Annotated in this window: 25 protein-coding genes and 1 tRNA gene; 14 read left to right on the top strand and 12 right to left on the bottom strand. The window is 67.0% G+C overall.

All coding sequences use genetic code 11. The annotated features are described in order from the left end of the window. From AC1RPL_RS16665 to AC1RPL_RS16655, 3 genes are all read left to right on the top strand, one after another. On the top strand, positions 1-900 hold the full coding sequence (locus AC1RPL_RS16665; RefSeq protein WP_493070761.1) for a flagellin N-terminal helical domain-containing protein: 900 nt from the start codon (positions 1-3) through the stop codon (positions 898-900). Between the two features lie 187 nt (positions 901-1,087). Then, a complete protein-coding gene (motA, locus tag AC1RPL_RS16660; protein WP_493070759.1) occupies positions 1,088-1,951 on the top strand; it encodes a flagellar motor stator protein MotA in 864 nt (287 codons plus the stop codon). Between the two features lie 3 nt (positions 1,952-1,954). After that, positions 1,955-2,929 (top strand): flagellar motor protein MotB, encoded by a 975-nt coding sequence (locus AC1RPL_RS16655; protein WP_493070757.1) that lies wholly within the window; start codon positions 1,955-1,957, stop codon positions 2,927-2,929. A gap of 8 nt (positions 2,930-2,937) precedes the next feature. Here AC1RPL_RS16655 and AC1RPL_RS16650 read toward each other — a convergent pair whose 3' ends face one another. Then, on the bottom strand, positions 2,938-5,949 hold the full coding sequence (locus tag AC1RPL_RS16650; RefSeq protein WP_493070755.1) for a TonB-dependent receptor: 3,012 nt from the start codon (positions 5,947-5,949) through the stop codon (positions 2,938-2,940). Between the two features lie 154 nt (positions 5,950-6,103). Further along, a tRNA-Leu gene (locus AC1RPL_RS16645) sits at positions 6,104-6,190 on the bottom strand. 128 nt (positions 6,191-6,318) lie between these two features. Here AC1RPL_RS16645 and AC1RPL_RS16640 point away from each other — a divergent pair. After that, positions 6,319-7,671, top strand: coding sequence for an MATE family efflux transporter (locus tag AC1RPL_RS16640; RefSeq protein ID WP_493070753.1), 1,353 nt, complete (start codon positions 6,319-6,321; stop codon positions 7,669-7,671). Positions 7,672-7,677: 6 nt separating this feature from the next. On the opposite strand, the gene AC1RPL_RS16635 is transcribed toward AC1RPL_RS16640, so the two are convergent. Continuing rightward, complete coding sequence (locus tag AC1RPL_RS16635) at positions 7,678-8,412, bottom strand: MJ0042-type zinc finger domain-containing protein (RefSeq protein ID WP_493070751.1); 735 nt, start codon at positions 8,410-8,412, stop codon at positions 7,678-7,680. Between the two features lie 166 nt (positions 8,413-8,578). On the opposite strand from AC1RPL_RS16635, the gene ftsE reads away from it, so the two are divergent. From ftsE to AC1RPL_RS16615, 4 genes are read left to right on the top strand one after another with little or no spacing between them, the layout of a single operon-like run. Then, complete coding sequence (gene ftsE / locus AC1RPL_RS16630) at positions 8,579-9,283, top strand: cell division ATP-binding protein FtsE (protein ID WP_493070750.1); 705 nt, start codon at positions 8,579-8,581, stop codon at positions 9,281-9,283. Further along, positions 9,280-10,164 (top strand): cell division protein FtsX, encoded by an 885-nt coding sequence (locus AC1RPL_RS16625; RefSeq protein ID WP_493070749.1) that lies wholly within the window; start codon positions 9,280-9,282, stop codon positions 10,162-10,164. The genes ftsE and AC1RPL_RS16625 overlap by 4 nt, the downstream gene beginning before the upstream one ends. Beyond that, the gene (locus AC1RPL_RS16620) at positions 10,161-10,691 is read left to right on the top strand and encodes a YdcF family protein (RefSeq protein WP_493070748.1); all 531 of its coding nucleotides are present in this window, start codon (positions 10,161-10,163) and stop codon (positions 10,689-10,691) included. The genes AC1RPL_RS16625 and AC1RPL_RS16620 overlap by 4 nt, the downstream gene beginning before the upstream one ends. Beyond that, the gene (locus AC1RPL_RS16615) at positions 10,692-11,375 is read left to right on the top strand and encodes a lysophospholipid acyltransferase family protein (RefSeq protein WP_493070747.1); all 684 of its coding nucleotides are present in this window, start codon (positions 10,692-10,694) and stop codon (positions 11,373-11,375) included. 227 nt (positions 11,376-11,602) lie between these two features. Here AC1RPL_RS16615 and AC1RPL_RS16610 read toward each other — a convergent pair whose 3' ends face one another. Further along, positions 11,603-12,511 carry a prephenate/arogenate dehydrogenase family protein gene (locus AC1RPL_RS16610; RefSeq protein WP_493070746.1) on the bottom strand — a complete coding sequence of 303 codons (909 nt, stop codon included), beginning with the start codon at positions 12,509-12,511 and terminating at the stop codon, positions 11,603-11,605. Next, complete coding sequence (gene hisC / locus AC1RPL_RS16605; RefSeq protein ID WP_493070745.1) at positions 12,511-13,608, bottom strand: histidinol-phosphate transaminase; 1,098 nt, start codon at positions 13,606-13,608, stop codon at positions 12,511-12,513. Before hisC ends, AC1RPL_RS16610 begins: the two co-directional genes overlap by 1 nt. Positions 13,609-13,693: 85 nt before the next feature. Here hisC and AC1RPL_RS16600 point away from each other — a divergent pair, with 85 nt between their 5' ends. The 5 genes from AC1RPL_RS16600 to AC1RPL_RS16580 are packed head-to-tail and all read left to right on the top strand — an operon-like array spanning position 13,694 to position 18,281. Further along, the gene (locus AC1RPL_RS16600) at positions 13,694-15,241 is read left to right on the top strand and encodes a flavin monoamine oxidase family protein (RefSeq protein WP_493070744.1); all 1,548 of its coding nucleotides are present in this window, start codon (positions 13,694-13,696) and stop codon (positions 15,239-15,241) included. A 32-nt stretch (positions 15,242-15,273) separates the two neighbouring features. Further along, on the top strand, positions 15,274-16,395 hold the full coding sequence (gene metX / locus AC1RPL_RS16595; RefSeq protein WP_493070742.1) for a homoserine O-acetyltransferase MetX: 1,122 nt from the start codon (positions 15,274-15,276) through the stop codon (positions 16,393-16,395). After that, positions 16,392-16,829, top strand: coding sequence for a GNAT family N-acetyltransferase (locus tag AC1RPL_RS16590; RefSeq protein ID WP_493070740.1), 438 nt, complete (start codon positions 16,392-16,394; stop codon positions 16,827-16,829). The genes metX and AC1RPL_RS16590 overlap by 4 nt, the downstream gene beginning before the upstream one ends. Beyond that, on the top strand, positions 16,826-17,413 hold the full coding sequence (gene metW / locus AC1RPL_RS16585) for a methionine biosynthesis protein MetW (RefSeq protein ID WP_493070739.1): 588 nt from the start codon (positions 16,826-16,828) through the stop codon (positions 17,411-17,413). The genes AC1RPL_RS16590 and metW overlap by 4 nt, the downstream gene beginning before the upstream one ends. A gap of 4 nt (positions 17,414-17,417) precedes the next feature. Continuing rightward, the gene (locus tag AC1RPL_RS16580; RefSeq protein ID WP_493070737.1) at positions 17,418-18,281 is read left to right on the top strand and encodes a pirin family protein; all 864 of its coding nucleotides are present in this window, start codon (positions 17,418-17,420) and stop codon (positions 18,279-18,281) included. Here the strand turns inward: AC1RPL_RS16580 and AC1RPL_RS16575 are convergent, their stop codons facing one another. Continuing rightward, entirely contained in the window at positions 18,282-18,707 is a 426-nt protein-coding gene (locus AC1RPL_RS16575; RefSeq protein ID WP_493070736.1) for a hypothetical protein, read from the bottom strand. It abuts the gene before it with no gap. A 17-nt stretch (positions 18,708-18,724) separates the two neighbouring features. After that, complete coding sequence (gene ssb / locus AC1RPL_RS16570) at positions 18,725-19,285, bottom strand: single-stranded DNA-binding protein (RefSeq protein WP_493070735.1); 561 nt, start codon at positions 19,283-19,285, stop codon at positions 18,725-18,727. A gap of 41 nt (positions 19,286-19,326) precedes the next feature. Here ssb and AC1RPL_RS16565 point away from each other — a divergent pair, with 41 nt between their 5' ends. Continuing rightward, positions 19,327-19,500 (top strand): DUF4169 family protein, encoded by a 174-nt coding sequence (locus AC1RPL_RS16565; RefSeq protein ID WP_493070733.1) that lies wholly within the window; start codon positions 19,327-19,329, stop codon positions 19,498-19,500. 181 nt (positions 19,501-19,681) lie between these two features. On the opposite strand, the gene feoB is transcribed toward AC1RPL_RS16565, so the two are convergent. From feoB to AC1RPL_RS16540, 5 genes are all read right to left on the bottom strand, one after another. Then, a complete protein-coding gene (feoB, locus tag AC1RPL_RS16560) occupies positions 19,682-21,532 on the bottom strand; it encodes a ferrous iron transporter B (protein ID WP_493070731.1) in 1,851 nt (616 codons plus the stop codon). Further along, on the bottom strand, positions 21,529-21,777 hold the full coding sequence (locus AC1RPL_RS16555; RefSeq protein WP_493070729.1) for a FeoA family protein: 249 nt from the start codon (positions 21,775-21,777) through the stop codon (positions 21,529-21,531). Before AC1RPL_RS16555 ends, feoB begins: the two co-directional genes overlap by 4 nt. Positions 21,778-21,907: 130 nt before the next feature. Further along, positions 21,908-22,201: a hypothetical protein gene (locus tag AC1RPL_RS16550; RefSeq protein WP_493070727.1), complete on the bottom strand. Its 294-nt coding sequence runs from the start codon at positions 22,199-22,201 to the stop codon at positions 21,908-21,910. 69 nt (positions 22,202-22,270) lie between these two features. After that, complete coding sequence (locus AC1RPL_RS16545; RefSeq protein ID WP_493070955.1) at positions 22,271-22,927, bottom strand: COQ9 family protein; 657 nt, start codon at positions 22,925-22,927, stop codon at positions 22,271-22,273. Beyond that, entirely contained in the window at positions 22,927-23,856 is a 930-nt protein-coding gene (locus AC1RPL_RS16540; protein WP_493070726.1) for a DMT family transporter, read from the bottom strand. Before AC1RPL_RS16540 ends, AC1RPL_RS16545 begins: the two co-directional genes overlap by 1 nt. Positions 23,857-23,887 lie beyond the last annotated feature (31 nt).

Here is a 23,887-nt window from a genome sequence, read left to right as displayed (position 1 = left end):
ATGCGCATCTCCACTGCCCAGATGTATAGCCGGCCGGTGTCGCTGATGACCCAGCTCACCGCCGAGGCCGACAAGACCCAGGCCCAGATCGCCACGACCAAGCTGGGCGTGACCGCGGTTTCGGACGCGGCATCCTATGTGAAGCTGCAGCAGATCCAGCGCGCCACCACCGGCGATGCGACCTACAAGTCGAACATCAACGTGGCGCAGGGCGTGCTTTCCCAGGCCGACCAGACGCTGGACAGCGTCGAGACGCAGCTCCAGCGCGCGCTCGAGCTTGCCACCCGCGCCGCCAACGACACGCTGTCGGACTCGGACCGTGCCGCGATCGGCGAGGAACTGAGCGCGATCCGCGACACGATCTACGGCCTGGCCAACACCAAGGACGATATCCGCGGCCAGCCGCTGTTCGGCGGCGCGACCGGCGACAGCGCCTATGTGAAGAACGCAGACGGCTCGATCAGCTTCGCCGGCACCGGCGAGCCTTCGGGCATCCCGGTCGCGGATGGCGAGAACATCCAGCCTTCGGTCAGTGGCGAGCGCGTGTTCACCACCGACGAGGCGGACATGTTCGCGATCATCGGCAACCTTGCCGATGCGCTGAAATCGGGCACCGATGTGAAGACCGCGGCGGGCACCGCGCTGACCGGCATCAATGCCTCGCTCAGCCAGGTCTCGCTGGCCCGCGCCTCGATCGGCGCGCGCGGCGCGCGGCTCGACCTGAAGGCGGACCAGATGACCCAGACGGCCGAGACGCGCGAAGTCACGCGATCGGGCATCGAGGACACCGACATTCCGACGGCAGTGGCCAATCTGCAAAAGACTCTGACCGTGCTGTCGGCAACCCAATCGACCTTCACCAAGCTGAGCAGCATGTCGCTGTTCAACTACCTGAAGTAAGCGCCCGGAAATCGCGTTTTTGCGCCGCGCCGGCCGGAATGCCGGCGCCGCTAGGCCGCGCGCGGGCAAAATCCAAGCAAATCGCGCAATTTATTCGCGCCGGTAACGAATTAACCATGTTTTTCCGCTGAATATCACAGCGAAGCGGTCGTTAACCGAAACGACCAATCGGGGGGTTCGCGCGCACATGTATCCTGTCATCGGCCTAGTCATCCTGCTGGTGATGGTCTTCGGTGGTTTCACGATCACCGGCGGCGCGCTCGGCCCCGTCATGGAAGCCATCCCGCACGAGATGCTGATCATCGGCGGCGCTGCCGTCGGCGCGCTCGTCATCGGCAATTCGATGAAGGAGCTGAAGGCGCTCGGCGGCGGCTTCATGAAGGTCCTCAAGGGCCCTAAATACAAGAAGCAGGACTATCTTGACACGATCTTCCTGGTCTCGAAGCTGATGAAGATGCTGCGGACCGAGGGGCCGATCGCGCTTGAACCGCATGTCGAGGATCCCAAGTCCTCCGCGATCTTCGCGGAATATCCGCGCCTGCTCGCCGATCACACGCTGATCAACCTGATCACCGATACGCTGCGCCTCGTCGTCGTCTCGTCGGGCACGCTCGACGTGCACGCCGTCGAAGAAGTGATGGATAACGCGATCAAGACCCACCACCACGAAGTGCAGGGCCCGCAGACCACGCTGACCTCGCTCGGCGACGCGCTGCCGGCACTCGGCATCGTCGCGGCCGTGCTCGGCGTGGTGAAGACGATGGGCTCGATCGACAAGCCGCCGAGCATCCTCGGCGCAATGATCGGCTCGGCGCTGGTCGGCACCTTCATGGGCGTGCTTCTCGCCTATGGCATCGTCGCACCGCTCGCCAACCGGCTGCAACAGGTGATCGACGCCGATTCGGCGATCTATCACGTGGTGAAGCAGATCATCATCGCCTCGCTCCACGGCCATCCGCAGCCGCTGGTGATCGAGGCCGCCCGCTCTGGCATCGCGCATTCCAACCAGCCGGGCTTCGGCGAAGTCTTCGATGGCCTGAGGGGCCGCTAAGCCATGGCCGCGGCGCGCGCACCTCACGGCGTAAACGCGCCGCCCAAGATCATCGTCAAGAAGATCTATGTCGAAGGGCATGGCGGTCATCACGGCGGCGCCTGGAAGGTCGCCTATGCCGATTTCGTGACCGCGATGATGGCGTTCTTCCTGCTGCTATGGATCCTCGGCGCCACCACCGAGAAGCAGCGCAAGGCGCTGGCCGATTATTTCGCGCCGACGCTGGTCGAGCTCAAGCAGAACAGCGCCGGCTCGAACGGACTGTTCGGGGGCGAGGCGATCAACCAACGCGACAATTATCCCGGCAAGGCGTCGCAGACCGGCACCAAGTCGCTGACCGTCCCGGTGGGCGGCAGCGGCGGCAAGGATGTCGGCACCGGATCCAAGGGTACGCTCAAGGACCAACGCGCGCTGACCCAGCAGGACCAGAAGAATTTCGAGGAGACGGCGAAGCGGATCCGCCAGCGCATGCAGATGACGCCGTCGCTGTCCAAGCTCGCCAACCATATCCGCTTCGTGCCCACGCGCGACGGCATGCGTATCGATCTGATCGACGACGCCAATTATTCGATGTTCAACCTAGGCACGACGGCGCTGGTGCCCGAGGCGAGCGCGCTGATCGGCACGATCGCGGACTCGATCAAGAGCATGGAAAACCCGATCATGATCCGCGGCCATACGGACAGTCTGGGCTATGGCGATCCGCTGGCGATGAACAACTGGATGCTGTCGAGCGGCCGCGCCGAAGCGACCCGTCGCCGCCTGCTCTCGGGCACGGTCACCGAGACGCGCTTCGAGCGGATCGAGGGCGTGGCGGACCGCGAGCCGCTGATCGTCGAGAACCCCGCCGACCCGCGCAACCGCCGCGTCTCGATCACCCTGCTCTATCGCCGGATCATGGACCAAGACCAGCAGGGCCGCTTTCGCCCGGGCCTGCGCGCCAGCCGCGAAGCCGGCGCGCCGCTGGGGCAGCACTGATCAACTAATCAGAAGAACTGCTTGCGGAAGGTCAGCTTCACCGTGCGGCCGATCGGGTCGCGCAAATTCGGCGCATAGGCCGCCGGCGTCAGGCCGTTCTGATCGGTCACCCGCTGGCGCGCATCGAAGATGTTGTCGACGCGCAGCTGGATCCGCGAGCCGCGGAACCACGGGTGCTTCAACAGGAAATCGATGTCCTGGCCCGGGTTGAACTCGGTGAGGAGCCCGACCTTGGCGAGGCTGCCGAAATCGAGCTGGCTGGTGTTGCCCGGCGTGCCGGTGGTCGTCTGCGTGCCGCTCTGCCAATTGCCGTTGAGCTGGAACAGCAGCGCGTCACGCTTGATCCCGGCAATCACGTCGATGCGATGCGCCGCGATCGTCTGCGCGCTCGAACCGTCGAGCCGGTTGATTACCGGCAGGCCCGGCCGGATCATCACTTCGTCCGTGAGCACCCAAGTGTGATAGGCGCTGAAGATCAGTCGATTGCCACCACCGCCGCCGCCAAAGCCGCCGCGACCACCGCCACCGGGACCGCCAAAGCCGCGGCCACCGCCACCCGGGCCGCCAGCACCCGGCCCACCGCCCGCAGGCGCGCCGCCCTGCGCGGGTGCGTCGGTCACGCGGGCCTGGCCCGTATCCTGGGTCTGGGTCGTCTGCGTCTGGTTCTGCTGCTGGCCCTGGTCGCGCCGCTGTCCCTCGCCCTGGCCTTGGCCCTGGCCCTGGCGGCCACCGCCGAACTGGCTGTTCAGCGTGCCACCGAACAGGCTCGACTGCTGGCCGAGCTTGCGGAACTGGTCGAACATCGCGGTCATTTCGGCGGGCATCGGCTGGCCGGTGCGGCGCGATTCCTCGCGCGCCTTCATGAACGCCTCGCGGCGCGCGCGCATCCTGGCCGCCTGGGGTGAAGGGATCGGCAGGAACAGGTTGAAGCCCCAGCGCAATTCCTGGTGCTCGGTGCGATCATAATTGACAGGGCGATAGTCGACGCTGAGCAGCTCGCCGGCACCATTGCGCACGAAGCGATCGGGGAACGCCGCCTCGACTTCGGCCGAAGCGCCCGGGAAGCTCTGCACCGCGTTGCGGTAGCGCGTGTTGGTGTAGTTCACGACGATGCCGAGATTGGTCTCGCTGAGCGGGCGGATGTTGAGCCCGGCCCGGAAGACCTTGCGGCTGTCGGCCGCCAGCGTGGGATTGCCGCCGGTGATCTGGGTGATGTCCACGCTTTCGTTGCGGACATAGTCGAAGACGCGCACGTTCGGCGTGACCACGGTGGGATTGCCAAGCTGGCCCGGCGACGGCGCGTTGCTGTCGTCGATGAAGCTGACGATCGCCTGGACCTGGGTGATCGGCGACCAGTTGAAGCCATAGCCGGTGGTAGTCAGCCGCCCGAAGTCCGAAAGCTGCTCGACTTCGAAATTGGCGTTGATCGAGAAATCGCCGATCGCATCGAGCACCGCGCGGCGGCGGCTGGCGATCGGGACGGAGATATTGCCGCGCACCGCGCCGGTATCGCGCGAGACGGCGCCCGCCATGACCAGGCCGAGGCGGGAGGCAGTGGTCGACAGATCGTTGGTCCGCCCCGCGATGCGCAGGCTGGTGGTCACGTCGCCCGCCGGCAGCTTGAACAACGAGCCGTTGGTCAGGAATTCGATATTGCCGACCTTGGTGGTCGATTCGTTCCAGCTGTCCGGCCGGTTGCCGAGCAGTTCGTAGGGGACCGGGCCGAACGGATTGAAATTGGGATCGCGCGCGTCGAGCCGCGCCTGGATCTGGGCGGGATTGAAGCCGACCGTGGTGGTCTGGTCGCTGCCAGTCTGCTGGTAATTGGCGTTGACCGACCAGCGCCAGCTCTTGATCCACGGCGCGCTGTCGCCATTGACCGTCACTTCGCCGCGCAGCGACTGGCTGCCATTGCCGCGCGAGAGCGGGTTGAGATTGTCGTAATAGCGCAGCAGCTGGACGTCGCGGCTGAACGGCGACCAGGGACTGCCGGCGGGCAGGCGCAGCGTCGCGCTCGGCAGGCCGAGCAGCGATTCGCTCTCGGTCACGTCGAGGTTCAGCGTGGCGGTGGCGCTAACCTTGGGCGAGAGCACGCGGTTGTAGATGCCGCTGACGCTGAGATTCTTCGCCGGGCTGACCAGCGTGCGATAGGGGCTGAGATCGGTGACGTTGGGATCATTGGCATTGGCCGCATAGGCGCCGAGTCCCAGCGGGCCGCCCGTGGCACCCACCGGCACGCCCGCAACGGTGACCGGCGTGCCCGCCAGCGCGCTGAGCGCCGGATCGATCTCGGCACCCGCATAGCCGGTGATGTTGCCGACCGTGTCGAACAGTGCGTTGCTGCCACGGCTCACACCGCGCTCGCTCTCCAGGATGCCCGAATTCTGGTTGTACTTCACATCCAGCGTCACCCGCCCGTTGCGGTTGAGCTTGAGGATGTTGACGTTGGCGTTCTGGGTGGAATTGCCGCCGGCGGTGGGCATTTGCCCCTCAAGAACGGTGGTGACCGCCTGGAAGCGCGTACGCAGGACGAAGTTGATCACCTTCTGCGTGGCCGAATAGCCATATTGCAGCGCAACTTCCTCAGGCAGGATGTCGATCCGGTCGATCGCCTCGGTCGGCAGGTCGCGGACTTCGTTCATGCTCGAACGGCGGCCGCTGATCAGGATGACCGGCTGCTCGTCGCCGCGGCCCGATCCGCTGCCGAGCTGGGCCTGGAGGGCCGTGATCAGCTCCGAGACGTTCGAGGCGCCATATGCGCGGATATCGGCGGGGTTGAGCTGGATCTCGGGCTTCACATCGGTCTTCACCGCGCCCGGCAATACGCCGTTGACGACGATCGCGCCTTCGTCGCCCGCCTCTTCCGAGCTCTGTTCCTGCGGGGCCGGGCGCGATTGCTGCGCCGTCGGCGTCGGGGTGGGAGCCGGCGTAGGCTGCTGTGCCTGGGCCAGCGCCACGCCCGGCATCGCACCGACGAGCAACCCGGCAACCGCGGCACCCAGCATCAACTTCGAACGCATCGATTTCCCCACTCTGTTTCGCGAACCCCGCGGCGCACCTGACACCGCTTGCCTGAACGGTGCGTGGCTAACCGCGACATGTCGCAGAAATGTGCCGGGGTTCCGAAAAAATTGCGGCACCGCGGCGGGGTCGCCGGGTGCCTGCATTTTTCAGTGGTGCGGTCGAGAAGACTCGAACTTCCACGGCCTTTCGGCCACAACGACCTCAACGTTGCGCGTCTACCAGTTCCGCCACGACCGCACGTGAAATCCGTCAGTTGGGATACCGACGGCTGGTAAGGCAGCGGCCCCTAGCAACGCGTTTCGGGCAATGCAAGCCAATACGCCGCGCTTTGCGAAACGCATCGAAATCCGTAAGCCCGCCGTCCCATGTGGCTGTCCCCCGCCCTTTCCGCCGAGACGCGCCGAATCCTGAGCCTGGCATGGCCGGTGATGCTCACCAGTCTCAACTGGACGATCCTGCATGTGACCGATGTGGTGGTGGTCGGGCTGACCGGTACCGAGCAGGTCGCGGCGCTGGGCGCCAGCCGCGTGCTGACCTTCCCGGGAATCGTGATGGGGCTTGGCGCACTGACCGGCGTGCTCGTCCATGTCTCGCGTGCCGATGGCGCCAAGGACCTGCCCGGCACCGGCCGCGTGCTGCATCAGGGCATGCTGCTCGCGATCGCGCTGGGGCTGGTCAGCGCTTTGCTGCTCTTCGCGTTCGCCGAGCCTATGCTGCTCGGCATCGGCGTAGCGGGCGAAGTCGCGCCACTCGCCGCCGATGTCGTCCGGGTGATGGCGCTGGCCTATCCCTTCCAGCTGCTCATCGTCACCGGCAGCTTCTTCCTGGAGGGCGTGAGCCGCCCGCAGCGCGTGACCGTGGTCAATCTCGCGATCCTGCCGATCAACGCCGTGCTCGCCTGGGCGCTTTCGGGCGGCCGTCTGGGACTGCCGGCCATGGGCGCGACCGGTGCGGCGCTGGCCACCGCGATCGCCTCCGCGCTGGGCGCCGCCGGCATGATCGGCGCGGCCTGGACCTTGCCGCGGGCGAAGCAGCGCTGCGTCCACGACCTGTCCGGCATCTTCAGCCGCGAATCGCTGCGCGGCGCAATGGGCCTCGCCAAGTTCGGCCTCGTCCCCGCCATAGCTTCCGGACTCGAGCTGATCGGCTTCTCGGTCCTGATCGCGCTGTCGACCGAGCTGGGCGACGTGACCACCCATGCCTTCCAGATCGTCTTCTCGATCCACAACGTCACCTTCTCGGTGGCGCTGGGGCTGGGATCGGCGGCAGGCGTACGCGTGGGCAATGCCGTGGGCGAAGGCGTGCCCGAGGCCGCGGGCCGGCGCACCGCAATCGCCGCGGCACTCTCCGCCCTGGCGACGGGCGGCCTCGCATTGCTGCTGATCCTCGTCCCCTGGCCCTTTGTCGCGCTGTTTCCGGCAGCGCCCCCGGTCCATGTGCTGGCGCTCGCCATGCTGCCGGTCTGGGCACCCTTCATCCTGTTCGACGGGATGCAGGTGGTGTTCGTCTATGCGCTGCGCTCGCTGGGCGACCAGGTCGCGGCCGGCATCAACTCGGTGATCGCCTTCTTCGTCGTCACCGGCGGCGCGGGGCTGGCGCTGGTCCATCTCGCCGGCTGGGGCGCGTTCGGCCTGGTCCTGGCATCGGGCAGCGGGATGGTGATAGCCGCCGCGCTTCATGGCGCGCGGCTGTGGCGGGTCAGCCGCCGATTTCGCTAGTGGCGGTCAGCCGCCAATTTCAGTCGCGAAGGTCAGCCGCGCCGAGCGTGCGCTGCGCGGCGGGTCGAGCTGCGCCGAATTGAAATCGATCGTCTGCTTCGGGCCGAGCTCCCGCACCTGCGGAGTCACCCGCCAGCTATAGACCAGCCGGTCCTGCTCATCCTTCAGCTCGATGCGGATATCGGGCACGTGCTGCTTGTCGGCGGTGGGGTTGGCCACCTTGCCCGAGATGATGAACAGCTCGCTGCCATTGGTCTGCGGCTTCAATTCGACATTCTTGTCGGTGAACAGCAGTGGCGTATCGACTTCGGCGCCGAGACCCAGGCCCAGCTGCGCGGCGAGACCGGGCGCACCCGAATAGAGGATCGCGCCAGTGCCGAGCAGCATCGAGAAGCCGGCGACAAAGGCGGCGGCGGTCCAGCGCCGGGCCGGATTCCTGCGCGGCTTGAACGGTGGCTGGGTCGCGAAGGGGTCATAGTCCGGCGCAGGCCCCGCGGACGCCGCAGTAGTGATCGAGGCATCGTCGAATACGCGCGGCTTGGGCGTCTCCGCCTCGCGCCGGGGCGCCGCAGTGACCGGACCGTCGCTCACCGAGGCGCGCGTCGTCAGGTCGAGGGCCGCGACCGGCGCCTGGAACCAGCTGTGCTTGCAGCTTGCACAGCGTACCGTGCGCCCATCGGCACCAATGGCGCTGTCGGGCACCAGATAGCGTGTTCGGCACTGGTTGCATTCGAGGATCATACGCGTCTCACGCCACTAGGCGCCCTGTCGCCCGATTGTCACGATTCTAGACCTATCGATTCACAGCTACAAGAGTCCCATTCCCCGGTATCCCCAGCTTCTTGCGACGCTTGAGCCCGTCAAATGCCTGTGCGATGGCTGGCTCTGGGGAAGCGCCGGGAGCCAGATGGCCAGCATCGTTCAATTCGAGAATGTCGGCCTGCGCTATGGTTCGGGCGACGAGACTCTCTCGGACGTCAGCTTTTCGCTGAACACCGGCAGCTTTTATTTCCTCACCGGCCCTTCCGGCGCAGGCAAGACGTCCTTGCTCAAGCTGCTCTATCTCGCGCAGCGGCCGAGCCGCGGCACGGTTCGGCTGTTCGGCGAGGATGCCGGCGCCCTGCCCCGCGCCCGCCTGCCAGGCTTCCGCCGGCGGATCGGCGTGGTGTTCCAGGACTTCCGCCTCGTCCCGCACCTCTCGGCCTACGACAATATCGCCCTGCCCCTGCGCGTGGCGGGCGTGTCGGAAAGCGATATCGAGGCGCCGGTGCGTGAGATGCTCGCCTGGGTCGGTCTCACCGATCGCGGGCGCGCCAAGCCGCCGACGCTGTCGGGCGGCGAGCAGCAGCGCATCGCCATCGCCCGCGCAGTGATCGGCCGGCCCGAGTTGCTCGTCGCCGACGAGCCGACCGGCAACGTCGATCCCGATATGGCCGAACGCCTCCTGCACCTGTTCGACAGCCTCAACCGGCTGGGCACCACCGTGGTGGTGGCGACGCATGACTTCCACCTGCTCAACCGGATTCCCAACGCGCACATGATGCGGCTGGAGAAGGGGCGGCTGAACGATCCGACCGGTGCGCTGCGCAACCCGCCGCGAGGCGCGCTGTGAAGCTCAGTCTCAACCCCAATGCGCCCGATCGCCGCCTGCTCGACGAGAGCAGGCGGACGCGCGCCATGACCTGGATCATGGCGATCATGCTGTTCCTCACCGTCCTGGCCGGTGCGCTGGGGCTGGGCATGTTCGCCGCGACGGCGCAGCTCGACCGCCAGCTTGCCGGGCGGCTGACCATCCAGATCGTCGAACCCAATGCCGCGCTGCGCGACAGCCAGGCAGCCGCGCTCACGGCCGCGGTTTCGAAGCTGCCCGGTGTAGTGCGCGCACAGGAAGTCGACCGCCAGCGGCTTGCCGAGCTGCTCAAGCCCTGGCTCGGCGATACCGGGCTCGATCCCGACCTGCCGATGCCGGCGATGATCGATGTCGAGACGCGCGGCGTCAACACGGCCGCCGTCGAGCACGCGGCGCGCCAGATCGTGCCCGGCGCCCGCATCGACCGGCACGCGCAGTGGCTCTCGCCGGTGCGCGCCTTCATGACCACGATGAGCTGGCTCGCCGTCGGCCTGATGCTGCTGATCGCCACCGCGACGTCGGCCGTGGTGCTGCTTGCCGCGCGTTCGGGGCTGGACACGCACCGCGACACCATCGATGTGCTCCACATGCTCGGCTCCACCGATGTCCAGATCGCCCGCCTGTTCCAGCGGCGGATCGCGTTCGACACGCTGCTCGGCGGCCTGCTCGGCACCGGGGCGGCGCTGGGGCTGGTCTGGTTCCTGCAATCGCGCATGGCGCTGGTCGGCTCGGAGATGCTGAGCGGCGTGGCCCTGCAGCAGCGCGACTGGTTCCTGCTCCTGCTGCTGCCGCTCGGCTTCGCGCTGCTCGCCACCTTCGCAGCCCGTCGCACCGTGCTGCGCGCCTTGGGCCGCACGCTGTGATCCTGCGCCTGCTCGCTTTGGTGGTGATCGCCTGGCTGCTCGGCTTCGCGGCGTTCATGCTGTCGCTCGGCACGCCGCTGGAAGGCCGCAAGACCGATGCGATCGTGGTGCTCACGGGCGGCCCCAAGCGGATCGACCGCGGGCTCGAGGTGCTGCGCGCCGGCGATGCCCAGCGCCTGCTGGTGAGCGGCGTCGATCCGGACGTGCGCCCCGGCGAGTTCGCGGCCGAATACAAGATCGACCGCAAACTGATGCGCTGTTGCGTCGATCTCGGCTGGCAGGCGGTCGATACCCGCTCCAACGCCGAAGAGACGGCGGAATGGGTCCGCGAACACAAGTACAAGACGGTGCGCCTCGTCACGTCCGACTGGCACATGCCGCGCGCCCGGATGGAGCTCGCCCACGCGCTGAACGGCGTCGAGGTGGTCGGCGATCCAGTGCGCAGCCAGCCGGGCTTCGCGATGCTGTTTCGCGAATATCACAAATATCTGGTGCGGCGGATCGCACTGCTGCTCGGCGCGAACTGAATGAACCTGATTCGTACGATCCTCTTCACGATCGCATTTTACGGCGCCTCGCTCGTGCTGGTGCTGTTGGTGCCGCTGGTCGCGCTGCTGGGCGGCGATGCGCTGCGCACCTATGCGATGGCCTGGGTGGGCGTGATGACCTGGCTGGCGCGGTGGATCCTCGGGATCCGCGTGCAGATCGAAGGCACGATTCCCAAGGGCCCGGTATTGTTCGCGGCCAAGCATGAAGCGATCTTCGAGGCGCTGGAGCTCAGCCGGCTACTCGGCTCCCCCGCCACGGTGATGAAGCGCGAGCTGGCGCGCATCCCGCTCTGGGGCTGGGCCGCCAGGCGCTATGGCGTCATCATCGTCAACCGTACCGCCAATGCCGCGGCGCTGCGTTCGATGATGAAGGACGCGAAGGTCGCGCTGGCGCAGGGGCGATCGGTATTGATCTTTCCCGAAGGTACGCGCGTGAAGGTTGGCGAGCAGCCGGAACTGCGCTCTGGCTTTGCCGGGCTCTACCGGATGCTGAGCCTGCCCGTGGTACCGGTCGCGGTGCGCAGCGGCCATGTCTGGCCTAAGCACGGGATCAAGAAGCCCGGCGTGGTGATCTTCCGCTTCCTGGAGCCCATCCCGCAAGGCCTGCCCCGCGCTGAGGCGGAAGCGCGCGTGCATGAAGGGATCAACGCGCTGAACGGCTGACGCGCCGCCCGGCTTTTAATGTAGGATTTCGTCTGGTTGGTTCGGGCGGTCGGAACCTGCGTTCCGCCGCTCTTTGTTTTGTCGGAAAATAGGATCCCGAACGCGCAAGGAAGTTGCGCGATGCGGGGCATTTCCGGGAAAATAGGGAAAATAGCGCGCCGCAGACCCCGTCAAGGTCGTGAACTTGGTGAACTTCCCCGAGTCGCTCGGTGCGAGTCTGTAGGCGCCTAGTCGTGAGAGCGCCCGAAATCGGGGGCGGCATCGTCCTGGCCCTGCTCGATGATCGAACGGCGGATCGTGCGGGTGCGGCTGAACAGCTCGAACAGCTCATCGCCCTTGCCCCAGCGGATCGCGCGCTGGAGCGCGGTCAGGTCCTCGGAGAAGCGCTGGAGCATGTCGAGCACCGCTTCCTTGTTCGCGAGGAACACGTCGCGCCACATCGTCGGGTCCGACGCCGCGATGCGGGTGAAGTCCCGGAAGCCGCCGGCCGAGTATTTGATCACTTCGGACTGGGTGACTTCCTCCATGTCCGATGCGGTGCCGACGATCGTATAGGCGATGAGGTGCGGCAAATGGCTGGTGACGGCGAGGACCCGGTCGTGATGATCGGGCGCCATCGTCTCGACCTGGGCGCCGAGACGCCGCCAGAATTCGAGGACGCGCTCCACGGCGAAGGGCGCGGTTCCCTCGACCGGCGTGACAATGCACCAGCGACCGTGGAACAGCGTCGCAAAGCCGGATTCGGGACCGCTATTCTCGGTGCCGGCCACGGGATGGGCGGGGACGAATACCGCGTCGGGAAGTGCGGCATGCACTGCCTCGACCACGCTTTCCTTGCACGAACCGACATCGCTGACGATCGCATCGGCGGGCAAATCCGCGGCGATATCCGCCGCGACCGCGCCCATCGCACCGACGGGAACGCAGAGGATGACGAAATCGGCATCGATTACCGAAGTGCCGGCGGTATCCGCGACATCGTCGCAGAGATCGATGCGCACCGCCGTCTCACGGACGGAAGGATCGGCATCATAGCCGGTCACCCGCACGCTCGGCATGTGCTGCTTCACTGCGCGCGCGATCGACGAGCCGATCAAGCCCAGGCCGATTACCGTAACGCGCGCAAAGGGCAACATCAGGCCTCGCCCGCCAGTCCGCGCAGCGCCGCGATCACGCCGCGGGTCTCCTCCTCGGTGCCGATAGTGATGCGCAGGCCGTGCGGGAGCCCCTGGCCGGGCAGCCAGCGGACGATATAGCCCGCGTCCATCAGCCCCTTGTACGCCGCCTCGGCGGTGAGCTGGCCCTCGAACAGCACGAGGACGAAGTTGGCTTGGCTCGGCACGGCGCGCAGGCCGGCATTGCCGAGCTTGGCGATTTCGTCGGCGAACCAGCGGCGCCACTCGGCATTATGCGCCTTGGTGTGGGCGACGAAGTCGGTGTCTCCCAGCGCCGCGACTGCCGCCGCGGTGCCCGCGATGGTGATCGAGAAGGGCAGGCGGATGCGGTGCATCGCCTCGATGATCGGCGCCGAAGCATAGCCCCAGCCGATCCGCTCGGCGGCGAGGCCGTACATCTTGGAGAAGGTGCGCGTCACCAGCACATTGGATGCGTTGCGGGCCAGCTCCATGCCGCCATCATCGTCATCGCCTTCGATATATTCGGCATAGGCGTGGTCGAGTACGAGCAGCACGTGGCTCGGCAGGCCGGCGTGGAGGCGCAGGATCTCCGAACGCGGCGCATAGGTGCCGGTCGGGTTGTTGGGGTTGGCGACAAAGACGATCTTGGTCTTGTCGGTCACCGAGGCGAGGATCGCGTCGACGTCGGTCGCGTATTCCTTATCGGGCGCCACCACCGGGGTCGCGCCGACGCGGCGAGTCGCGATCGGGTATACGGTGAAGCCGTAATGGACGTAGATGATCTCCTCGCCCGGCCCGGCGAAGGCGCCGGCGGCGAGGTGGAGCACTTCATCCGAACCATTGCCGTAGATGATGCGCGCGGGATCGAGGCCGTATTTCGCCGCGATCACCTCACGCAGCTCGTTGGCGCTGGCATCGGGATAGCGCTCGAGGCTGGTCGCGGCGGTCAGGAACGCCTCGCGCGCCTTGGGCGAGGTACCGAGCGGATTCTCGTTGGACGAGAGCTTGGTGACCTTGCGGCCGTCATCGGTGGTGGAGCGCCCCGGCACATAGGGGGCGATTTCCATGATCCAGTGCTTGGGAACGGGTGCGGTCATGGCCGCGCGGCTTGGCGGAATGGTTACCGGATGGCAAGGGTCACGCACTAGGGCTTCATGGTTAAGCGGAGGCCGAGGAGGGGCAATGCGGGGGAATGCTATCGTCTGGCGCGCACTGGAAACGGCGCGACGACGCAATCTTGAGGCCGCCGGAGAGGCGATGCCGGTGCGCGGCGCAAGCGGTGCGACGCGGCGCGCGGTGCTCCAGGCGATGGCCATGGGCGGTATCGCAAGCGCCCTGCCCCAGCCGGCAGCGGCCCGTCCCGGCGGTCGCGTGGCGATTATCGGCGGGGGTATCGCGGGCCTCACCGCTCTGCATCATCTTCGCCAGGCAGGTGTGGACGCCTTCCTCTACGAAGGTCGCGGCCGCACCGGCGGGCGGATGTACACGCACAAGTCGGGCGACTGGACGTTCGAAGTGGGCGGGCAGCTGGTCAACACCGATCATTACGACATGCATGCGCTGTTGAAGCGCTTCGACATCCCGCTGCTCGACCGCAAGGACGAGCCCCACGACACATTGATCCTGACGGGTGGGCGACTGATCACCGATCACGAACTGGCCGAAGCGCTGCGGCCCATAGCGGCGCAGATCGGCAAGGATGCCGATCGTCTCGACAAGGACCAGGCGCGCGTCGCCCCCGATCTCGATCGCATGTCGATCCGCGATTATCTCGATCGCCATGCCGCGCTGATTCGCGAGCCGTGGCTGCGGCAATTGCTCGAAGCGACCAGCCGCACCGAATATGGCGTCGAGCCTGCCCGAGCCTCGGCGATCGAGTTGATCTTCAACTTGCCGACAGTCGATGGCGAACGCGCCGAAGTATTGGGCGGTGCCGACGAACGCTATGTGATCGAGGGTGGCAGCTCGGCCTTGGTCGAGGCGATGTCCACGCACTACGCCGACCGCATCGCGACCAACAAGCGCCTGCTCCGCGTCGAATCGGGGTTGAAGCTTCATTTCCTCGACGGTTCGGTCGCGGCGGCGGATACGCTGATCGTCGCCGTGCCCGGCCCGGTCACGCGCCAGATCGATTTCCGGGTGCCGCTGCCCGCAGAGTGGCGCGCCTTTATCGGCGAGATGGAGCTGGGCCTTAACGAGAAGGTCCAGTCGGGCACCAACGGGACGCCGTGGCGCGGGCCGATGGGGGTCGGCGGCGAGTTGTGGCAGACCGATGCCGATGCCGGCTGGGCACTCGGCTGGGACGGCAGCGTGCACCGCAAGGACGGGATTTCGCCGGTCTGGACCTGGTTCCTGGGCGGCGACGAAGTGCTCCGTGCCGAGAGCGAGGCGCCCTCCGCCCTCGCCGCCCGCTTCGCCGCCAGCGCCGCCCCGGCGATTCCCGGGCTGATCGAAGCCGCCACCGGTCCGTTCACCCGCACCAACTGGCATGCCCAGGCGCTCACCCTCGGCGCCTATTGCAACTATGCCCCCGGCCAGCTCACGCGCTTCTCGAAGCTGCTCTGTGTCGAGGACAAAGGCGGCAATCAACTACCGCATGCCGGGCGGATCTGGTTCGCAGGCGAGCATCTCTCCGACGCCTTCCCTGGCTATATGAACGGGGCCGCGCAGACCGGGCGGATGGCGGCGGGCGCGATCCTCGGCAAGCGGATCGACGCCAAGGTCGCTTGAACCGGGGGGCGCACGCCCCTAACGAGTCCGGCATGTCCGACGATCCGCGCTTTGGCCCTGCCCGCACGGTGACGCTGCCGGGGCCGCTGCGCCTCGACGGTGGCGTGCTACTGTCGCCGCTCGACATCGGCTACGAGACCTATGGCAACCTCGCCCCGGACGGCGGCAATGCGATCCTGGTCTGCCATGCGCTGACCGGCGACCAGCATGTCGCCTCCGAGCACCCGCGCACCGGCAAGCCCGGCTGGTGGACGCGCATGGTCGGGCCGGGCAAGCCGATCGATACCGACCGCTATTTCGTGATCTGCTCGAACGTGCTCGGCAGTTGCCTGGGCAGCTCTGGCCCGGCGACGGTCAATCCCGCCACCGGCAAGCCCTGGGGAATGAGTTTCCCAGTGATCACGATCCGCGACATGGTGCGGGCGCAGGCGATGCTGCTCGACCATCTCGGCGTCGAGAAATTGTTCGCGGTCGTCGGCGGATCGATGGGGGGCATGCAGGCGCTGAGCTGGGCCGCGACCTTCCCGGATCGCGTCGCCTCCGCCGTGGTGATCGCCAGCGCGGCGCGGCATTCGGCGCAGAACATCGCCTTCCACGAAGTCGGCCGCCAGGCCGTGATGGCGGATCCCAAGTGGCGCGGTGGCGATTATTACGAGGGCAATGACGCGCCCGTCGCCGGCCTGGCCGTGGCGCGGATGGCGGCGCACATCACCTATCTCTCCGAAGCGGGGCTCACCGCCAAGTTCGGGCGCAAGCTGCAGAGCCGGGAAACCAAGACCTTCGGCTTCGATGCGGACTTCCAGGTCGAGAGTTACCTGCGCCACCAGGGGCTGGCGTTCGTCGATCGGTTCGATGCGAACTCCTATCTCTATATCACCCGTGCGCTCGATTATTTCGACTTGGCCGAAGAGCATGGCGGGCTGCTCGCCGATGCGTTCAAGGGTGCCGACACCCGCTTCTGCGTGGTGAGCTTCGACACCGACTGGCTCTACCCCACGGCCGAATCGCGCACGATCGTCCATGCGCTGAACGCAGCCGGTGCGCGGGCGAGCTTCGTCGAGCTGAAGTCCCCCTTCGGCCACGACGCCTTCCTGCTCGAGAGCCCCGAGCTCGACCGGGTGGTGCGCGGCTTCCTGCAGGCGGGGGCGGCATGAGCGACTATCGCATCTCGTTCGACAAGGCCGAGCTCGACTTCGACCTGATCCACGCATTCCTGAGCGGCTCCTATTGGGCCAAGGGCATTCCGCGGCACGTCGTCGAGAATGCGATCCGCCATTCCTTCTGCGCCGCCGTGTTCGCCAAGGACGAGGCAGGCCAGGACGAGCAGGTAGGCTTTGCCCGCGTGATCACCGACTTCGCGACCTTCGCCTATCTGGCGGATGTATTCGTGCTGCCGGCGCACCGGGGCAAGGGCGTCGCGGTGCAGATGCTCGAGGCAGTGCAGGCGCATCCCGAACTGGCGGGCCTGCGCCGCTGGCTGCTGTTCACCCGCGACATGCAGCCGCTCTACGCCAAGCTCGGCTGGACCCAGATCCCGCATCCCGAGCGCTGCATGGAGCGGCACGACGTGGACCTGTACACACGATGACCCTGCGCCCGGATCTTGCGATCATCGCGGCGAACGTGGCGGCCGGCAGCCGTGTACTCGACGTGGGCTGCGGCGACGGCGCCCTGATGGCGGCACTTCGTGACACCCGCCAGGTCGATGCGCGCGGGCTCGAGCTCGATGCGGGCGATGTGGCCGCCGCAGTGGGGCGCGGACTATCGGTGGTGCAGGGCGATGCCGATACCGACCTAGCCGACTATCCCGAGGGCAGCTTCGACTATGCCATATTGAGCCAGACGCTGCAGACCACGCGCCGCCCGGACGTGGTGCTGGAGAACCTGCTGCGCATCGGCAAGCACGCCTTCGTCTCCTTTCCGAATTTCGCCCATTGGCGGGTGCGTGCCTCCTTGCTGTTCGGCGGGCGGATGCCGGTGACGCGGCTGCTGCCGATCGCCTGGTACGCCACGCCCAACATCCACCATGTGACCGTCGACGATTTCCGGGCGCTGGTGCACGAGCGCGGAATCACGATCGAGGGGAGCTGGTTCCTGTCCGGAGACCAGCACTGCAGATCTGCGATGGCGAATATATTCGCCGAGCATGCGGTATTCCTGCTGAGGAGGTGATGCGATGCGGACGGTGAAGCAGATCCATCCGGCCTTTCGCGACGATATCGGCGATCTGGTCACGCGGCGCCCGGTGCCCGGGCCGGCGATCGGCCATGTCGGCGCCTTCCTGTTCCTCAACCATCACGGGCCGCAGTCCTATCCGCCGAATAATCGCGGACTCCCCTTCGGCCCGCACCCGCATCGCGGCTTCGAGACGGTGACCTTCATCCTCGAAGGCGAGCTGGCGCATGCCGACAGCGCCGGCCATTCGAGCATCATCCGCGCCGGCGGCATCCAGTGGATGACGGCGGGCAGCGGGATCGTCCACGCCGAGATTTCGCCACCGGACTTCAAGCGCGACGGCGGGCCGATGGAGATCCTCCAGCTCTGGGTGAACCTACCCGCCCGCCTTAAGATGACGGCGCCGCGCTATGTCGGGGCGCAGGCCGAGGCGATCCCGGCGGTGACGGCGAACGGCGCAACGGTGCACCTAATCTCCGGCGAGCATGGCGGGGCAAAGGGCGTGATCGAGTCGCTGACCGGCGTGTTCCTGACCTGGGTCGAGTTGCAGCCGGGCGGCAGCGTCGCCTTTGACGGGCTCGAAGGGCGCGACGTGTTTCTCTACGGCGCGCGGGGCGTGTTCCACGTGGAAGGCACGGCAGTACCGCATTTCCATCTTGCAGAACTGACCCCGGGCGATGCGGTGACGATCACCGCCGACGAACCGGCTCTCTTCCTGTTCGGCCATGCCGAGCCGATCGACGAGCCGATCGTGGCGCATGGGCCCTTCGTGATGAACAGCGAGGCCGAGATCCGCCAGGCGTTCCATGACTATCAGGCCGGCAAGTTCGGCGTCGCCGAGATCGTCGAAGCCCAAGGCTCCTGATCAGTTCGCGACGCCCCAGTTGATCCGAACCGTGGTGCGGGCCTCGCCCGGCTCGGCGGCGACGCGCAGACTGCGCTTTGTGTCGCCGGCGGTGAACGAACCGCCATCTTCGATATGGAGCGACAGCGACGATCGGATCGCCTGTTCCTTGGCCCAGCTGATCACCGAGCTAGGCTCCGCGGTGCTGGTGTAGATCACCGTGCCGCTGGTCCGCTCGAGCGCCTTGCCCGAGGTGCAGCTGATGAACTTGGCATCCTCGCGCACCGGCACGAAATCGGGCTTGCTGTTGCAGGTGCCCGCGGCAACTGCGGCAGGCGTGCCCCGCGAGGCCGCGTCGATGACGTTCTGCGCGGCGGGATCGCTGGTCGTCTTGGGGCCGCCACAGGCCCCGGCCAGCAATGCCAGCCCGATCACAACACCACGCATCGGCTCATCTCCGGGGCTCAGAACGGAACGTCGTCGTCCAGATCGTCGCCGGGGAAACCGCCGCCGAAGCTGTTGCCGCCACCGGCCGCAGCACCGCCCGAGCGCTGGCCACCGCTGTTGAAATTGCCGCCGCCACGGCTGGACGACTGACCAGCAAACTCGTCGCCGCCGCCCGCGTTCCAATCATCGCCGCCACCGCTGCGCGATGCGCCGCCGCCGGCACCGGGGGCGCCGTCGAGCATGGTCAGCACCGAGTTGAAGCCCTGGAGCACGACTTCGGTCGAATAGCGGTCCTGGCCCTGGGCATCCTGCCACTTGCGGGTGGTCAGCGCGCCTTCGATATAGACCTTGCTGCCCTTGCGCAGATACTTCTCGGCAACGGTGGCGAGGCCTTCGTTGAAGACCTTGACCGTGTGCCACTCGGTCTTTTCCTTGCGCTCGCCCGAGTTGCGGTCCTTCCAGCTTTCGGACGTGGCAATGCGCAGCTCGACCACCTTGCCGCCGTTCTGGAAGCTGCGGCTTTCGGGATCACGCCCGAGATTGCCCACCAGGATCACTTTGTTGACGCTGCCCGCCATGGAAACTCCGCTTCAATATCTGTAAATGCTTGGGTGACGATATGGCCGAGATCATCAACTTCAACAAGGCGCGCAAGGCCAAGGCGAAGGCCGAGAAGCCGGTTCGTGCACAGGAAAATCGCGCCCGCTTCGGCCGCACCAAGGCCGAGAAACAGGCCGAGGCCGCCGAGAAGGCGCGGATCGCGCGCACGCTGGACAACGCGAAGCGCGATTGAGCGCCGGCTGGAAGTTTACGAAGTTTACGCCACGGGGCCCCCGTTTCGCCTCCCCGGACTTCGCCGGCGATGGCTCCCGTGCAATATTCCCGCGCATCCGTTGCTCCACGCCGACTCCCCTTTCGGAACGAAGGTAGAACACGTGAAATCCTACATTGCAAGTAGGGGGGCAAGCCGCCGGCTACAGCCCCAGCGCCACCGCGCTCCAATAGGTCAGCCCTGCCGCGACATAGGCGAGCGCGAAGAGATAGCCGATCATGAACAGCGGCCATTTCCAGCCATTGGTCTCGCGCCGGGTCACTGCGATCGTCGAGATGCACTGCGGCGCGAAGACGAACCACATCAGGAAGGCGAGCGCGGTGGGCAGGGTCCAGCGGGCGCGCAGATTCTCGGTGATCGTCGCCTCGCCCCGGGCATCCTCGGGATTGTCGACCGCATAGACGGTGCCGATCGCCGCCACCGCCGCCTCGCGCGCCGCCATCGCCGGTAGCAGGGCCAGCGCGATGTCGTGGTTGAAGCCGATCGGCTTGACCACGACTTCGATCCCGCTCGCGATGCGGCCGGCGATCGAATATTCGCTTTGCTTCACGCCCGCCGGCGCCTGGGGGAAGGTGGCGAGCAGCCAAAGGATCGCAACGGTGAGCGCGATGGTGGTGCCGGCACGCTTGAGGAAGATCTCGGCGCGCTGCCACAGACCCAGCAGCACGTCCCGCACCCGCGGCATCTGGTATTTGGGCATCTCCATCATGAAGCCCGAGGTCGCGCCCTTGGTGACCGTGCGGCGCAGCAGCAGCGCGGCGAAGAAGGCGCCGAGGATGCCCAGCACGTAGAGGCCGAACAGCACCAGTCCCTGAAGCCCGATGCCGGGCAACACGCTGCGCTCCGGAATCACCGCGCCGATGACGATCGCATAGACTGGCAGGCGCGCCGAGCAGGTGGTTAGCGGCGCGATCAGGATGGTGGTCAGGCGCTCCTTGTCGTCGGCGATCGTCCGCGTCGCCATGATGCCGGGCACCGCGCAGGCGAAGCTGGAGAGCAGCGGGATGAAGGCGCGGCCCGACAGGCCGACACTGGCCATCACCCGATCCATCAGCATCGCGGCACGGACCATGTAGCCGGTCGCCTCGAGCACCAGGATGAAGGCGAACAGGATCAGGATCTGCGGCAGGAACACCACCACCGCGCCGACGCCCGCGATCAGGCCCTGGACGAGGAAATCGCGGATGAAGCCGTCGGGAAGCGCGCCGGCCACGGTATCGGAGAGCCAGGCCATGCCCGCCTCGATCGCGTCCATCGGCGCGGCGGCCCAGGCGAAGACCGATTGGAACATGACGAACATCAGCGCGAGCAGGATGAGCGGGCCGGCGACGGGGTGAAGCACGATCGCGTCGATCCGGTGCGTCCAGCGGCGCGCGGCAGTCTCCGAGACGGTGACCGCGGTGGCGATCTGGCGGGCACGGCGCTGGAGCACGACGATGTCGTGCTGGAGGCCGGCGCCTTCGCGCAGCCTGTGGCCGCCCCTGGTCACTTCGGCGAGCCGCGCCTTGAGCGTATCGAGGCCCCGCTTGCGCACGGCGACGGTGGCGACCACCGGCACGCCGAGCTCGCGCTCGAGCGCTTCGGCGTCGAGGACCAGCCCGTCGCGCGCGGCCATGTCGACCATGTTGAGCGCGACCACCATCGGCAGGCCGAGCGCGGCCAGCTGGAGCGTGAAGCGCAGGTGGTTGTCCAGATTGGTGGCATCTACCACGACGATGATCGCGTCGGGCAGGCGCTCGCCCTGCTGCTTGCCGAACAGCACGTCGCGGGTCACCGCTTCGTCGGGCGAGGAAGGATCGAGGCTGTAGGTGCCGGGCAGGTCGAGCAGCTCGACCGGGCGGCCATCAGGCAGAGACAGCCGGCCGGCATGGCGCTCGACGGTGACGCCGGGATAATTGCCGACCTTCTGCCGCGCGCCGGTGAGCGCGTTGAACAGGGCGCTCTTGCCGGCATTGGGATTGCCGACCAGCGCAACCAGCGGGGCGGGGTTCATGCGCCGGGGCTGACGTGAATGGCAGCGGCGACGTGGCGGCGCAGCGCGACGATCATCCGGCCGATGCGGCACGCGATCGGCCCGCGGCCGAGCAGGCCCGACTTGTGAAGCAGCTCGACTTCGACGCCTTCATCGAGCCCCAGTTCGCGCAGGCGCCGGCTTTCGGGCTCGCTCAGCTTGCTCCAGTCGACGCTGGTGACGGCAGCGGGCTTGTGGCGGGGCATGCTGGCGAGCGGAACGGCCATGGGAATCGCGGCGGGGGCATTCATGCTGCGAGTCATTATCAATTGGGCGGGGGAAGCGCCAGTAGGATATGTCCCATGGCTCCCCCACCTCTATCGTCACCCGCGACTTATCCCGGGGGTGCGGCGCGTCTCAGCGGTTCGCCGGATCGGAGAAGCTCGCCGGATCGAGCACCTGCCCGGCTACGTTGGTGTGGACGATGCGGACCTCCATCGGCTGCTCCTGATAGCTGGCGGCCGTCACCAGCGACCAGATCCAGGCGGCAAGACTCATCGGCAAGCCGATGATCGCACCAATCACCGTCATGGTGAGGATCCATCCGCCGAAATAGAGCAGCAACTGGGTGATGCCGGTGCCGACCTTTCCGAGGACGAGCGTGCCGACCCCCGGGAAGAAGAAATTCAAAAGAATTGCTGCGATCTTCATGGCATCCCCCTGTTCTTCGACAGGAAAGCATCAAAGCCCGGGCGACGCAATCCGCGTTTCTTCGCTGGACTAGACCGCCGGGTATCGGAGCCGGCCGATAAAGCGCGACAGGCTGAAGCGGTGCTCGGGCGGCGCGAGCCATTTCGCCTTGGCGCGCTCGAACTGCATGATGTTCTCGATCCGGCGGGCGAGGAAGGCGCGGGTGTCGGCATGGCCCTCGCTCTCGTCGTCGAGGAACACCGCGATCGTCGAGGCATAGACGGCGCCGAGCGTCATGCGCTTGGAATAATGGTTGTAGTCGGTCGCGGTGTCGCCGGCGGCGCGCCAGATCGCATCGGCGGCGCGCCAGCCGAGCTGGGCACCGCGCACGGCGTTCTGGGGCATGGCGAGGATGGCGAGCGCGCGGCGCAAGGCTTCGCGCAGGGGCGCGGCGAGCACGAGGCGCGCCTCGACCAGGGCCGTGATGCGGGCCCGGATCTTCATCGCGGCAAGCTGCTCGGGGGTGAAGCCGGCGAGCATCGCGGCATCGATCGACGCGAACCAAGCATCGATCATCGCCACCGGGCCATCGGTGAAGGCGAGGCGGGCGACGTCATGATCTACCCCGAGGCTGTCCGCTGCTGCGTCGAGCGCGCGGTTGTTCCAGCCGTCGAACGCCGCGTTGGCCGCCACTTGCGGGGCGAGCGCGGCGCGCAGTTCGTCGAGAGTCGCGTCTGCCAAGTCCATCATGCCGGTTTAGCCTCCCCGGCTTCCTGCGCAACCCGTGGGCCGCCGCTGCGCACCAGGACGAGCGCGATTGCGACCAGCACGGCGCCGACAAAGTCCGCCGGCCCCAGCGTCTCGCCATAGGCGATCCAGCCGACCGTGCCGGCGATGACCGGCTGGGTGAGCAGGGCGATGCCGACGATCAGCGGCGAGAGATGGCCGATCGCGTAGATCATCAGTCCCTGCCCCACCACCTGGCTGGCCAGCGCCAGGCCTATCAGGATTCCCCAATGCTCGGGCATGACCTTCTCGCCGAGCAGAAGCGCGGCGATCAGCAGCGGCAGCACGCTGGCGAGGGTGGACAGCGCGAGCGTGGGGATCGGCGCCATCGCTTCGCGCGCCTTGGCCATGAGCACGAAATAGACGGTGTAGAGCGTGCCCGCGAGCAGGCAGAGCAAGTCGCCGACCAGATGCTTGGGCGAGAGCTGGAAGGAGCGGCCGAGCAGCAGCGCCGCGCCGGCGGCGGCCAGCGCAAGCGCGAGGCCCTGCGTCTTGCTGGGCCAGGCGCGGGCGACGAAGAAGCCGTAGATCGGGAACATCAGCGTCGCCGAATTGCCGAACAGCGTGGCGTTGGCGAGCGTGGTCTTGAGGATGCCGACATGCCAGCTCGCCAGGTCCGCGGAAAAGGCGATGCCGCCGAACACGATCGGCAGCCACAGCCCGCGTGCCGCCGCGAAGGGGCGCTTCTGCCCAGCAAAGGCCAGCGCGACGAGGATCGGCGCTGCGAGCGCGATCCGCCAGAAGCCCGCCGCGACCGGGCCGACATCGGTGAGCCGCACGAACCACGGGCCGAAGGCGAGCGCGATATTGCCGCAGAGCAGCGCGAGGATCGGCAACGCATTGGCGGTTTGGGCAGGAATAGCTTTTCTTGGGGTGTCGGGGCGATGCATGCCGCCCCTTAGCGCCCTATTTCCCGGCGTC

The organism is Sphingomonas sp. GW821-FHT12D09 (genome assembly GCF_058807215.1).
Note: the sequence above shows the minus strand (reverse complement) of the source record. Positions and strands in the feature narration are given on the sequence as shown.

Bases quoted from the DNA above. Each gene is read 5' to 3' on its own strand.
- AC1RPL_RS16665 (WP_493070761.1), top strand. From the start codon at position 1: ATGCGCATCTCCACTGCCCAGATGTATAGCCGGCCGGTGTCGCTGATG.
- motA (WP_493070759.1), top strand. From the start codon at position 1,088: ATGTATCCTGTCATCGGCCTAGTCATCCTGCTGGTGATGGTCTTCGGT.
- AC1RPL_RS16655 (WP_493070757.1), top strand. From the start codon at position 1,955: ATGGCCGCGGCGCGCGCACCTCACGGCGTAAACGCGCCGCCCAAGATC.
- AC1RPL_RS16650 (WP_493070755.1), bottom strand. From the start codon at position 5,949: ATGCGTTCGAAGTTGATGCTGGGTGCCGCGGTTGCCGGGTTGCTCGTC.
- AC1RPL_RS16640 (WP_493070753.1), top strand. From the start codon at position 6,319: ATGTGGCTGTCCCCCGCCCTTTCCGCCGAGACGCGCCGAATCCTGAGC.
- AC1RPL_RS16635 (WP_493070751.1), bottom strand. From the start codon at position 8,412: ATGATCCTCGAATGCAACCAGTGCCGAACACGCTATCTGGTGCCCGAC.
- ftsE (WP_493070750.1), top strand. From the start codon at position 8,579: ATGGCCAGCATCGTTCAATTCGAGAATGTCGGCCTGCGCTATGGTTCG.
- AC1RPL_RS16615 (WP_493070747.1), top strand. From the start codon at position 10,692: ATGAACCTGATTCGTACGATCCTCTTCACGATCGCATTTTACGGCGCC.
- AC1RPL_RS16610 (WP_493070746.1), bottom strand. From the start codon at position 12,511: ATGTTGCCCTTTGCGCGCGTTACGGTAATCGGCCTGGGCTTGATCGGC.
- hisC (WP_493070745.1), bottom strand. From the start codon at position 13,608: ATGACCGCACCCGTTCCCAAGCACTGGATCATGGAAATCGCCCCCTAT.
- AC1RPL_RS16600 (WP_493070744.1), top strand. From the start codon at position 13,694: ATGCGGGGGAATGCTATCGTCTGGCGCGCACTGGAAACGGCGCGACGA.
- metX (WP_493070742.1), top strand. From the start codon at position 15,274: ATGTCCGACGATCCGCGCTTTGGCCCTGCCCGCACGGTGACGCTGCCG.
- AC1RPL_RS16590 (WP_493070740.1), top strand. From the start codon at position 16,392: ATGAGCGACTATCGCATCTCGTTCGACAAGGCCGAGCTCGACTTCGAC.
- metW (WP_493070739.1), top strand. From the start codon at position 16,826: ATGACCCTGCGCCCGGATCTTGCGATCATCGCGGCGAACGTGGCGGCC.
- AC1RPL_RS16580 (WP_493070737.1), top strand. From the start codon at position 17,418: ATGCGGACGGTGAAGCAGATCCATCCGGCCTTTCGCGACGATATCGGC.
- AC1RPL_RS16575 (WP_493070736.1), bottom strand. From the start codon at position 18,707: ATGCGTGGTGTTGTGATCGGGCTGGCATTGCTGGCCGGGGCCTGTGGC.
- ssb (WP_493070735.1), bottom strand. From the start codon at position 19,285: ATGGCGGGCAGCGTCAACAAAGTGATCCTGGTGGGCAATCTCGGGCGT.
- AC1RPL_RS16565 (WP_493070733.1), top strand. From the start codon at position 19,327: ATGGCCGAGATCATCAACTTCAACAAGGCGCGCAAGGCCAAGGCGAAG.
- feoB (WP_493070731.1), bottom strand. From the start codon at position 21,532: ATGAACCCCGCCCCGCTGGTTGCGCTGGTCGGCAATCCCAATGCCGGC.
- AC1RPL_RS16555 (WP_493070729.1), bottom strand. From the start codon at position 21,777: ATGGCCGTTCCGCTCGCCAGCATGCCCCGCCACAAGCCCGCTGCCGTC.
- AC1RPL_RS16550 (WP_493070727.1), bottom strand. From the start codon at position 22,201: ATGAAGATCGCAGCAATTCTTTTGAATTTCTTCTTCCCGGGGGTCGGC.
- AC1RPL_RS16545 (WP_493070955.1), bottom strand. From the start codon at position 22,927: ATGGACTTGGCAGACGCGACTCTCGACGAACTGCGCGCCGCGCTCGCC.
- AC1RPL_RS16540 (WP_493070726.1), bottom strand. From the start codon at position 23,856: ATGCATCGCCCCGACACCCCAAGAAAAGCTATTCCTGCCCAAACCGCC.